Annotated in this window: 8 protein-coding genes; 6 read left to right on the forward strand and 2 right to left on the reverse strand. The window is 52.2% G+C overall.

Features of this window, described 5'->3' with window-relative positions:
* Positions 1-45: 45 nt before the first annotated feature.
* Positions 46-3,123, reverse strand: coding sequence for a SusC/RagA family TonB-linked outer membrane protein (locus ABD852_RS07000; RefSeq protein WP_345027515.1), 3,078 nt, complete (start codon positions 3,121-3,123; stop codon positions 46-48).
* A gap of 370 nt (positions 3,124-3,493) precedes the next feature.
* Positions 3,494-4,333, reverse strand: a complete 840-nt coding sequence (locus ABD852_RS07005) for a universal stress protein (protein WP_345027516.1) — start codon at positions 4,331-4,333, stop codon at positions 3,494-3,496.
* Positions 4,334-4,609: 276 nt separating this feature from the next.
* Between ABD852_RS07005 and ABD852_RS07010 the strand changes: the two genes are divergently transcribed.
* From ABD852_RS07010 to ABD852_RS07035, 6 genes are all read left to right on the forward strand, one after another.
* On the forward strand, positions 4,610-5,206 hold the full coding sequence (locus ABD852_RS07010; protein WP_345027517.1) for an RNA polymerase sigma factor: 597 nt from the start codon (positions 4,610-4,612) through the stop codon (positions 5,204-5,206).
* Positions 5,184-5,432, forward strand: a complete 249-nt coding sequence (locus tag ABD852_RS07015) for a hypothetical protein (RefSeq protein WP_345027518.1) — start codon at positions 5,184-5,186, stop codon at positions 5,430-5,432. Before ABD852_RS07010 ends, ABD852_RS07015 begins: the two co-directional genes overlap by 23 nt.
* Before the next feature lie 201 nt (positions 5,433-5,633).
* Positions 5,634-6,512 carry an ACP S-malonyltransferase gene (gene fabD / locus ABD852_RS07020; protein WP_345027519.1) on the forward strand — a complete coding sequence of 293 codons (879 nt, stop codon included), beginning with the start codon at positions 5,634-5,636 and terminating at the stop codon, positions 6,510-6,512.
* A gap of 18 nt (positions 6,513-6,530) precedes the next feature.
* Positions 6,531-7,298: a type III pantothenate kinase gene (locus ABD852_RS07025; RefSeq protein ID WP_345027520.1), complete on the forward strand. Its 768-nt coding sequence runs from the start codon at positions 6,531-6,533 to the stop codon at positions 7,296-7,298.
* A gap of 237 nt (positions 7,299-7,535) precedes the next feature.
* The gene (locus ABD852_RS07030; protein ID WP_345027521.1) at positions 7,536-10,754 is read left to right on the forward strand and encodes a SusC/RagA family TonB-linked outer membrane protein; all 3,219 of its coding nucleotides are present in this window, start codon (positions 7,536-7,538) and stop codon (positions 10,752-10,754) included.
* Positions 10,755-10,767: 13 nt separating this feature from the next.
* Positions 10,768-12,576 (forward strand): RagB/SusD family nutrient uptake outer membrane protein, encoded by a 1,809-nt coding sequence (locus ABD852_RS07035; protein ID WP_345027522.1) that lies wholly within the window; start codon positions 10,768-10,770, stop codon positions 12,574-12,576.
* Positions 12,577-12,581: the final 5 nt, after the last annotated feature.

The following is a 12,581-nucleotide window of genomic DNA, read 5'->3' on the forward strand; positions in this document are numbered from 1 at the left end:
ACCCTCATAGCTCACCCCTCATACCTCATCCCTCATCCCTCACACCTACAGATTAAGATTTAAGCCCAGGACATAGGATGCCGGAATGGTATACATGGTATTGGGCTGCTCGGGGTTGACCGCAGACGGCGCTTTCTGGAACAGGTAGAAGGCGTTGCTCGCCTGGAGGTAAATACGCGCGCGGTTCATTTGGTGGCCGAACAGGCTGACCGTAGGGTTAAAGCCTACAGAAATGTTCTGAATCTTGATAAAGTCACCCCTGAATATGCTCAGGGTGCTGGAAAAGCGATGCGACTGCGCGGTATGCGCCCTGGGCCAGTCGTTGGTGGGGTTAAGGGGAGTCCACCAGTTGACGGCGTCGATGATGTATTTGTCGGCGTTCCATTCCGCAGTGTAGTTCGAAGCCGTGATATAGTGCCCGAACTGCCCGACCAGGTTGACGCCCAGGTCAAACTGCCGGTAACGCAGAGAGCTCTGGATTGATGCTAGGACCTTGGGTTCAACCTGGCCAAGAATAAACCTGTCTTCGTCGGTAAAAGCGAAGTCGCCGTCACGGTCTACAATCTTGATTTCACCCGGCTGCATGTTGTACTTTTTGGCTTCTTCCTGCTCGGCAACCTGCCAGATGCCGGTTTTCTTATGGTCCCACACCACTTTCACCGGGTGGCCGATGAACCATTTATTGGCGCGGTCGTCCTGGCCTTCGGTCAGCCTCGTAATTTCGCTTTTGTTATAGGAAGCCATCCCGGTAACCGACCAGTCGAGGTCTTTTTTATTGATGAGGTTCCCGGTCAAGGTCAGTTCAATTCCTTTGTTGAGCGTTTCGCCTATATTCTGCCAGATATTGCTGAACCCGGTTCCTTCAGGAAGTACCCGTTGGGTAAGGAGCCCTTCATTGCGGGTCTGGTACAGTTCGAGGGAACCGGAAACCCGGTTGTTGGCCAGGCCGAAATCAATACCGGCGTTCCAGGTTTTAGATACTTCCCAGCCCAGGCTTTTGTTGGCGATTCCGGCCGGCTGCCAGGAAAATACGCCCTGACTGCCCCAGTTATAGGTTGATTGGGAGAGCGTGGTGAGGGTCTGGTAGGGCCTGATGGCCTGGTTGCCCACTTCTCCGTAGCTTGCCCTTACTTTCAGCGTGGTGACCAGGCTTTGGTCTTTCAGGAAATTTTCCTCGCTTATTACCCATGCGGCTGAAAACGACGGGAAGGTGCGCCACCGGTTCTGAGGAGCAAGCCGCGAAGAGCCGTCGGCCCGGACTGCAAAATTCAGCAGGTACCGCCCCATGTATTCGTATTGGCCCCGGAACATGTACGACAGGAGAGTTGATTTGCTGTACGCCGACCTGATATCGCGGTTGACAATCCCGGTCTGGAGAAAATGGTACCCCATGTACTTGGCCGGTATATTCTGGGAGGAGGCGCCGACCATCGTGGAATCGCTTTTGATGGCTTCTACCACCCCCGTAAGGTTGACCTGGTGTACGTTTTTAAAGTTTTTGTCAATGTTCAGAATCCCGTTCCAGGTATAGTTGCTATTGGAGGCGTTTTCGTAGCTGGCGTAATTCAACCCGAGATTCTGGTAGCTCGTCCGTGAGTCACGGTAAAGCCCGTTGGTTTGGTTGTAAACATCGTACTTGAAATTTGTAGTCAGTTTCATCCAGCTAAAGGGCTTGATGTCGGCCTTCAGAAGGATATCAGCCATCTGGCCTTTCCGGTCGTCGAGGAGATTGCCGTCCTGGTAATTCCAGAGGGCATTTACATACTTTTCTTTTCCGACGGCATCTTTGAGGCCGTTGGCCGGGTCTTCATCTATATAAGGTGTTTCAAACGGGGTCATCCGGCGCATGTTGTCCCACATGTTGTCGGGCCAGCCCGTATTCATTCGCGTGCTTAGCCGCGTAATGGTCCCGATGTTGAGCCATTTGGTGAGATGGAGCTCGGCGTTTGCATTCAATACATGACGCTTGTAGTTAACGGTCTTGTAGTACGAGTTGTCATTTTGAAAATTGTAGGAGAGACGGTAGTTCAGTTTGTCCGTCCGGTTCCCGATACTGACATTATATCCCTGGGTAACCGAGCCGCGATTGAAAAGCGCCTTTTGCCAATCGTAGTTGATGCCTTTGTCGTAGTAGTTCGAAGCCCAGGTGCTGTTGAACATTTCGAGGCCCCTCCTGGTATCGATGGTCGAGTTTTGCCAGGCTTCGGTGTTGACGGCGCCGTGTGTCTGGTACCGCATGACGTCGCGTATCAGCTCCGCATATTTCTCCGCCGACTGCATCGGGATAAAATTGTAGCGATTCACCCCGGCATAACCGCCCACTTCTATACTCATGCGGTTAGCTCCTTTTGCCGCCGATTTGGTGGTGACCAGCACCACCCCGTTTGCCGCCCTGGAACCGTAAATGGCCGTTGCCGCCGCGTCTTTCAGAACTTCCATTGATTCCACGTCGGTGCTGACCAGGTTGTCCCAGTTTCCGGGCATGCCGTCAATGATCAATAGCGGAGAGTTGCTGGCGGAAAGTGACCGGCTGCCCCTGATGCGGATTGACGGCGCCTCGCCGGGCTGCCTGGAAGGACCGACCAGTACGCCTGACGCCTGGCCTTGCATGGCGTTCAGTACATTCACTGCCGGGAAAGTCGCGATCTGCTTGCTTTCGATGGTGGAGATCGAACCGGTCAGGCTGCTCCTTTTCATGGTTCCGTAGCCGACCACTACCACTTCTTCCAGGGCTTTCTGGTCGGTTTTCATCCGGATAGACAATTGGGTCTGGTTCCCCACCGGTACTTCCTCCGTAAGGTAACCGACAAACGAAATAATCAGTACCGCATCCTGTTCGGAAAGGTCTATGCTGAATTTTCCGGCGACGTCGCTGATGGTCCCCTTTTGGGTGCCTTTGACGAGAATGTTTACGCCGGGAAGGCCTTCTCCCTTTTCATCCGTGATGGTTCCCGAGATCGTTCGGGCGATATGCGCCCGGACCGGTGCTCCAACGGGTTGCAAGCCCTTTCGGGCAACATTTGCCGGCGCGCCGTGCGCAAAGGCGCCTAAAGGAGCAGCCAGGAGAAATGCCGAAACCGTTAAGGTTCCGAAGTTTTTCTTTTGGTTGGAAAATAGCAGCATTCTTAAGCAGTTTGCGTGAAAAAAATAAACTACTGGTACTAACAGCTAAGATGGTGGTGAAAACGCGTAGCGTCGCAGCGCCTGGCCAGGTGGTTGTATAGTTAAAATAGGAATGGTTGTCCGGTAGTCAACAATATCACTGACGAGGGTATCCGCAATTATCCCTGAATGGAATTGCGGAATTATTAAAAAAAATAGTAAAATAATTTAATTAGAAGATGAGCGACCGGCGCCGATCGGGCCGGATTTCGGAAAGGCGGCTCATCCGGAGAGGAGGTATTGCTCCAGGGAAAATGGAGTGTCAAAGAATCGAGGTGGGAGGGAGAGCCGGTCAGGTTGTAAATGACCGGCCGGCAAGAGAAGCTTTCAATCAGGAATAGCCGGGCAGCCTGTACGAGAGCAAAGGCATGTTGACCCGGAGCAAAAGTTTCTGAGAAATGCTCGGATCGACCAGCAGCTCTTCGATAAAGCCGCGTTCTCTTGAAGACACCACCAGGATATCGGCGCCCAGTTTGTGGGCTTCCGCTTCAATTTCGGGAACAATAGCGCTGCGGCCGATATTGATGGCGTGGAAATCCCGGTCGGTGAAGCCGAATTTTGATTTCAGCGGCCCGATAAATTGCTCGTCGGGTTGTATGTCCGGCTGTATATCGGAATTCAGTTTCAAAAAATCCAGTTTTGCGCCAACTGCGCGGCAGAAGTTAAAAACCTTTGTGATGGCCTCGTCTTCTTCTATCTCGAACCGGGTTGCGAAGACCATCTTTTCGATTTTATCCAGCTCTGCGTCCGGCGGAATGGTCAGCACAGGCGTACCCTCCAGCTCTTTGACAATACTCGTGGCGGTGCTGCCGAAAAGTTTATCGAGGAAACCGCCTTTACCGGTTCTGCCTATGATGACGAGATCGGCGCCTACCTCTGCAGCCTGTTCTGCTACGGCGTCGGCGACAGGACCGTTGCTCCAGATTGCCGACGCATCGAAGCCGCTGGCCAGAAGTTCTTGCAGCGTTTCGTCGAGGCTGTTTTTAAGCGACTGCTCAATGTCCGTGTAAACATCCATATTGATCGGGATGTTTATTTCGGTCGGCACAAACGGGATGTAGGAATGGAGCAGGTGAATTTTGGCCCCGGTGCGGCGCGCAATCGCTTTGGCGGCGCGAAGGGCGAACTTCGCATTCCGGGAAAAATCAACGGGCACAAGTAAGTTTTTCATTACGGAAAAGTGGTTTGGAAAAAGGGGCAGTCCGGCCGCCCTGAAGGTAAAGTTACATTTTTTTTAAACCTTTTTCCAGGGGCGGGGTCTACCGGAACGCGTAGGGAGCTTTAAAAAAAATCGGTTTTTAGTTGCATATACGCGGAGTATTTCATTATTTTTGAATCCCGGTACAATAAATATGATGTCCGGAAACACCACATTATTTCCTTCAACAATAAACCAGCAGACAATATCGACACACGGCTCTACGTTAACTAAATCGAGATAGATCAAATGGAGAAGATCCAAGTTAGCGACAGTGAACTAGTTTCTCTGTATATCCGTGGTAACGAAAAAGCCTTCGAAAAGCTGGTAAATCGCCATAAATCAAGGGTTTACACCACCATTTATCTGATTGTTAAGGATCAATATATTGCTGAAGACCTCACCCAGGATTCATTTATAAAGGCAATCGATACGATCAAGTCAGGCAGGTACAATGAGGAAGGTAAATTCTTGCCGTGGATCATCAGGATAGCACACAACCTAGCAATTGATTATTTCAGGCGCGACAAGCGGTATCCGAATGTAGTGTTCGAAGACGGGAGCAGTGTATTTAACACCCTGGATTTTTCCGAAGATTCAGTGGAGTCATTGCAGATCCGCCAGGAGACTCATGAACAGTTGAGAGAGATGATTCAACGTCTACCTGATGTCCAGAAGCAAGTCCTGATCATGCGTCATTATAATGACATGAGCTTCCAGGAAATTGCAGATGCGACCGGGGTGAGTATCAACACGGCATTGGGGAGAATGCGTTACGCGCTGATTAATTTACGCAAGCAATTCAGCCAACGTACCCCATATTATGATAAAAACCTTTACTTATGATGACGTTGTCCGCTATGTTTATTCTGAGACAACCCTTGAAGAAAACGAACAAATTGCCGTTGCGCTAACGTGTGACGATGACCTGATGTCCTTCTACCTGGATACATTAGAGCTTCGAACGCAGCTGAACCGGATTTCCTATCAGCCGTCGCAGAGTTTTAACCAGCGTATTATGGCTTATTCCGCACTGCTGCCGGGGGGAATGAACCCCGTTTCCACGGTGTAATCAAACACATCCTGTTTTTCAATATCTTTGCCCCGGTTTCAAAAGGACCGGGGTATTTTAATTGGCGGCAATAACCCCGCCACCCCAATCCCATTTCCGAGTTTCTGATTTCTGATTTCCGAATTCCGATTTCCAAGTTTCCGATTTCCTTATTTTTACTTTCTTTACAACTCAATTACCCATTACTAAATAACATCTGTTTTGAAAAAAGCTTACGTTTTCCCAGGCCAGGGTTCCCAATTTCCGGGGATGGGCGCTGAATTGTATCAATCGTCGTCGAAGGCGAAGGAACTGTTTGACGAAGCCAACGGCATTTTAGGATTTGAGATTACAAAAATAATGTTTGAGGGGACCGACGAGGAACTAAGGCAAACCCGGGTCACCCAACCTGCCATCTTCCTGCATTCGGTTATCCGGGCGCGTGTTACCGAAGATTTTGCCCCCGATATGGTGGCGGGACATTCGCTCGGTGAGTTTTCGGCGCTGGTAGCGGCAGGAGCTTTGTCTTTCGTGAGTGGCCTGCGCCTGGTGGCGCAGCGGGCCGCAGCTATGCAGCGGGCCTGCGAGCTTACCGATTCTACCATGGCGGCAATTCTCGGACTGCCTGATGAAGTTATTATCGAGGTTTGTGCGGGTATCACCGACGAGGTCGTTGTGCCTGCCAATTTCAATTGTCCCGGACAGGTAGTTATTTCCGGCTCAATCAGAGGCGTGGAAAAGGCGTGCGAGCTGCTCAAAGCCGCCGGCGCGAAGCGGGCGCTTATTCTTCCCGTAAGCGGCGCCTTTCACTCTCCGCTCATGGAACCCGCACGCGAAGAGCTCAAAGCGGCTATTGAGGGTACCTCCTTTACGGCGCCAAGATGTGCTGTTTACCAGAATGTAACGGCCGCTCCGGCTACCGATGTGGCGGTTATCAAGGAAAACCTGATTGACCAGCTGACGGGAGCAGTAAAATGGACGCAATCGGTCAACCGGATGGTTGAAGACGGCGCCACCGATTTTATCGAGTGCGGGCCGGGAAAGGTTCTCCAGGGACTTGTCAAAAAGATCAATAATGGTGTAACTGTTTCCGGACTTTGATTTAACCTATTGACCTGGATGCTGCTCGCGGTAGATATCGGAAATACAGATGTGGTCTTTGGGGTATTCCAAAGCGAGCGACCTGTGAGCGTATGGCGAACGCCTACGCTTTCCAGGCAGCCTGCCTACCACTACGAAACTTATCTGAAGTTCCAGATGCTGGAATCGGGGATTTCCGCTTCCGGGTTCGATAAAATTGTGGTCAGCAGCGTAGTGCCGGTTCTTACCCCCGCGATCCTGGATCTCCTGAAAAACCTGACCGGGGTCTCTCCGATCCTGGTGGGGGCCGACAGCAATACGGGGCTTTCACTGGAAATCGATCATCCCTATCAGTTGGGGAGCGATCTGATTGCCAATGCCGTCGCCGCGCATGCCCGGTTCCGCCAGAATTGCATTGTCGTCGATTTCGGGACCGCGCTAACCTTTACGGCGGTAACCGCCGATGGCCGCGTGCTGGGCGTCGCCATAGTACCGGGTTTGAAAACAGCTGTCAAAGCTTTGTTTGCCAATACTGCGCAGCTTCCGGAGGTGCCGCTCACTTTCCCGGAAACTGCCATTGGTAAAAACACAACACATTCTATCCAGGCGGGTATTCTGATGGGCTACGAGGGTCTGGTTCGCAGTCTTCTGGCGCGTTTTCGCGAGGAGATGGGCGCCCCCTGCGTTGCCATCGCCACCGGCGGGCTTTCTTCTATCATCGGCCCGCTTCAACCGGAGTTTGCCGCCATTGACCAGGGGCTGACGCTGGACGGCCTCCGGATCATCGGCGGGTATCCGCAGCCCTGAACTTCCCTGTCTCTCCCCTGCTTTTTCCTACGGTTTCGATGAAAGCCGCACCGGTTGTCGGTAACGTTACCGTAGATTATCTTCGGACGTTCATTAAATGCAGCGGTAATTTTCAATAGGTTTGGTTTTGGATTATTTGAGTATTTATTAATACTAATGGCGCGTTGGCCCGGGGTGTACGCCCTCGCCAGGGTTCCCTCTTATTGAATTAGACTCGAAATTTTCAACTAAACCCTTATGCTCCATTCTACACGTATAGCCGCCGTGGCTATGATATGTTTTTGTATCTGCCCGGCTGCAAAAGAAGCACATGCGGCACGCACAGCGCGGGCGCCCCTTCACCGGGCAGCCTGGGCCGATCCGATCGATTATGGCGGTCCTGTTGCGAAAATCACCATTACCGGCGAGGTTACCGACCAGAAGGGGGAGACCCTTCCCGGAGTCAGTATCTATGTCGCCGAAGGAGTAGGTGCATCCACCGATCTCGATGGCCGGTTCACCATCCAGGGCGTCGATGAAGACGCGGTACTGACGGTTTCTAGCGTAGGATTTATCACCCAGCGTATTCCCCTGAACGGTCAGAAGACCCTCCGGATTGTTATGGTAGCCGATCTGAAGGAGCTGGAAGAAGTAGTAGTGGTGGGATACGGCACCCAGAAGAAGCAGAGTGTGGTAGGCGCCATAGCCCAGGTGAACAACGAAACCCTCATAAAGTCGGGGTATAATAACGTAACTTCTTCGCTTACCGGCAAAATGTCCGGCGTAACCGTGCTTCAGCAGAGCGGCGAACCGGGGGCCAATGCCGCTAACATTACCATAAGGGGTATTTCGAGCTGGAACAAGTCGAACCCACTGGTATTGGTCGATGGCGTGGAGCGTGATTTCTCCAATATGGACCCCAATGAAATTCAAACGATCTCTGTGCTGAAAGATGCTTCGGCTACCGCGGTTTTTGGAGCGAGGGGGGCAAATGGCGTAATTATCGTCACCACCCGGCGGGGTCTGGTCGGGAAGCCGCAGTTTGATGTTACAGCTTCTGTCGGGATGAACAAAGCCACGGGTATTCCCAAGCACATTGACTCCTATACAACCATGTCCATGTTAAATGTGGCACGGATGAATGAGCAGCAGTTTACCCAGATGCTCGCTCCGGAGGTGCTTGAAGAGTACCGGAACCCGTCTTCTCCGCTGAAAGCGCTTCAATACCCCAACGTCAACTGGTTCAAGGAAATTGCAAATCCGTTTGCGATGATTGCCAATGCGAATATCAATATCAGGGGCGGTACGAATTTTGTAAAATACTTCACTTCGTTCGGTTACCAGAAAGAAGGAAGCTTTTTTAAGGGCTACCACAACGGCAAGCACGACACGCGGTACAAAAATGACCGTTTCAATTATCGTGCGAACCTCGATTTTACCGTTACGCCCAAGACGCAGTTTTCTCTTAACCTGGGCGGCGACGTGAACATCAAGAACGAGCCGATCACCCCGACGGCGGTTTGGGAGACGCTTTATACGACTGGCCCGGCCCGTTTCCCGGCCTATTTCCCGGACTGGGTTCTGCAGCAGGTGCCGGACCGCGACTACCCCGGCGCTTCCGGGTCACGCCTGGTGCTGCCTTTCGGGGAGCGATTCGGAAATCCTTATACCAATTTCAACGACGGTACTTTCCGGAAATACCTGGGGTCCAAGGTGTTTTCGGACCTGATTCTCAATCAAAAACTGGACTTTATTACGCAGGGACTTTCAGTGAAGGGACAGGTTTCGCTGAGCACCTACTATCGTACCCTGGCGCTGACTACCGACTACCGGTTTCCTAAATACCGGCTGATCTACGACCGCATAGGGGTAGACGGCGCGAATCCCTGGGAAAGGGAAGGGGAGGGGCCGGAGGCCTTTTTCCCGCTGCCGGTCAACATTACAACAGGTGGCCTGCAGAGCGATTATTACACCGATCTGTACTATGAAGCGTCGCTTAACTACGCACGGGAGTTTGCCGGAAAGCATAGTGTAACCGGTTTGCTTTTGTGGAACAGGCAACAAAAAAACAAAGGCACCGAGTTTCCTTATTACAATGAGGGCTTTGTTGGACGGGCTACCTACGACTTCGGGAACCGGTTCCTGGCGGAGGTCAACATTGGCTATACCGGGTCGGAACGTTTTGCTCCTTCGAACCGCTACGGCTTTTTCCCTTCCGGGGCAATCGGCTGGGTAATTTCAAATGAGCGCTTCATGAAAAAGCTGCCCTGGGTAAGCAACCTGAAAATCAGGTATTCCGATGGATTGGTCGGAAGTGACTACGCCGAAAACCGGTGGCTGTATATCAGCAACTATACCAAAGCCGGAGGGACGATCAGCGAAGACCTCGGCGCGAATACCAACGTGCAGTGGGAGCAGGCAAGGAAACGTGACCTTGGGCTCGAAATTGGTGTGTTCCAGAATAAACTGACTTTCGGAATTGATTTCTATGATGAGTTCAGGGACAAAATGCTGTTGTCCCCCCGAAGCGTAACCGTGCTGGTCGGGAACTCGTTTAAGGAGCTCAATATCGGGAGTATCAAGAAGCACGGGATTGACTTCGAAGCCGAATTCAATGAAACCACGAAAGGAGGTCTGAACTATTTCATCCATGCTAATGTCGGGATCAACGAGAACCGGATTATTTTCAAAGACGACCTGCCGTATGCACCCGAGCATGTGAAAGACGCCGGCAAGCCCATGGGCGCCATGATGTCCGGGGTTCTGCTCGCCAATTCCGGTTATTTTACCTCTGTTGACGACCTTCATACCAAGTCGGCGCCCATTGCCCTCACCCAGTTGTCGATGGGAGACTACCAGTTCCTGGACTACAACGGTGACGGGAAAATTACCGCATTGGACAAATACCCGATCAGGGGGCTTGAATATCCGCCGGTCATCTGGGGGCTTTCAAGTGGTTTTAACTACAGGGGCTTTGACCTGAAAATACTGCTACAGGGTAACGTAGGGAAGTATGTGAACTTCAACCAGAACTTCGAAAACGAGTTTTTGCTGGGCAGCTACAGCGTTCACAAGGCACAGCTCGACTACTGGACGCCCGAGAATCCGAATGCGATGCATTCCACGCTGCATTATTTTGACGGCGGCGGCGGTATCCCGCAGCTGGCCTGGGGCGGTGGCGCGTCGCTGGAAGGCTACAATGCCGGTATCGAGAACCGTTTCTGGCGGAACGCCGATTTCGTCCGGCTGAAAGATGTTTATCTCGGGTATACTTTCAAGCCCGAATTCATCCGAAGAGTATTGGGTATCTCGAGCCTGAACGTCTATGCGACAGCCAACAACCTCCTCACATTTACCAAGCTGATTGAGGGGGATCCGGAAAGGACCACAGAGATCACCGGCCCGAGCAAGAAGTATACGTTTGGTTACTACCCCATCATGGTGACCGGGAGGGTAGGATTAAAAGTGTCATTTTAAACAGCAGCCGAACATGAAAAAAATTTCAATTTCTGCACTCCTGACCAGCATTCTCTGGATCTCAACCTCCTGCTCCGACTACCTGGACAAGGTCCCGAAGTCGGATTTGAACGAAGCTGCGGTTTTTACCCAATATGAAAACGTAAGGAGCTTCTTTGATGTGGTGTATACCGCTAACGGCGTTTTCAAAGCCAGTATCCTGGGAACCAGCAGCTTCGGAAGCCTCCACCTGGACAATATGTGTGATTTCGCCGACGGCGGCCGGGTTATGTGGAATTCCTATCACAAATGGGGACCGCTGGGCGATAACGTAGGCCCGCACTTTTACAACGGAATCCTCGTGCCGTTTTTCAAATACATTCGGATCAGCAACATGGTGCTGAAAAATGTCAGCCGTATCCAGGATGCGCGCAGTGAGGATGACCTCAATGACCTGATCGGACAAGCTCATTTTATCCGTGCTTTTTGCCATTTCGAGCTTTTCAGGTATTGGGGCGCGATGCCTTATATCGTCAAGGTTATCGGTGGGGACGATGCCTGGGACATTCCGAGGCTGTCCAAGAATGCGACACTGCGAAGCGTTGCAGCCGATATGGACACCGCTTTCACTTATCTGGAAAAAGCAAAAAAAATCAGGCGTGACGGCAGGCCGGGAGAATCGGGCCACCTTAACCATCCCGACCAGGAACGCCCGAACGGTGTGACGGCAAAGGCTATGAAAGCCCGCGCGCTGCTATATGCCGCCAGCCCGCTGAACAACGAGAACGGGCAAAAGGACTGGCAGGATGCGGCAGTGGCCAATTGGGAGGCGATTAAGATCGCGAAAGAATATGGCTACGAGCTTCTGACGGCCGATCGCTACACTGAAAATTATGTGGGCGCCAAGTATAGCAACGAACAGCTATGGGCGAATCATTATGGAGCGATTGCCCGGACCAATGGCCTGAACAAGCAGTTGACCAACGCTGTATTTACCAACTCGCCTACGAACGATTCCGGGCTTTGTCCTTCTCAGGGTGCGGTCGATATGTTTGAAACCAGGTGGGGAGACCCGCTGAATACCGAAGCCGACCGGGCTGCCGCCACCGCGTTGGGGCATTACAAGGAGCAGGATCCGTTTGTTAACCGTGACCCGCGGTTTTACCTGAACATCATTTACAACGGCGCGCCTATTCCCGGCTACGGCACCGCGAAAATTTACACGGAAAACATCAACGGGGTATCGCAAGGGTCGGAGCTGATCCCGAATTCAGGTTACCAGGGAATCACCCGAACCGGTTACTACATGCGCAAGTACTGGGGCGGACAGAGCATCAAAAACCCCATCAGTCCGCTGTACACCAGCCCTATGATCCGTTTGGGAGAACTGTACCTGAATTATGCCGAAGCTGCAAATGAGGCTTACGGGCCCAATGCCCCGGCGCCCGGCGCTGAAATGTCGGCGGTTGATGTCATCAATATGATGCGGGCGCGCTGGTCGTCGGGTGAGCTGGCCCCGGTCCAGTCCAGGTTTACTACCGGCGCCGAGGTGTTCAGGCCACGGGTAAAGAACGAGCGAAATGTGGAGCTGGCCTTTGAAGGTCATTACTACCACGACATCAGGAGGTGGAAGGATGCACCGATTACGATGTCGGCGACGCAGATGGGCATAATCCCTGAAAAAGTAGCTGTAAGCGCAGAGTACCCGACCGGTTTCAAATACGTCAGGCGGCCACTCTCCGATGACAGGCAGTCGCGCTGGTTTGACGCAAAATACTATTTGCCGTTTATGTCCACCGACTATTTCAAGTTTAAGGCTTTTGAGCCCGGCCAGGTTTGGTGACCCCC

The organism is Ravibacter arvi, from assembly GCF_039540405.1.
Lineage (GTDB): Bacteria > Bacteroidota > Bacteroidia > Cytophagales > Spirosomataceae > Ravibacter > Ravibacter arvi.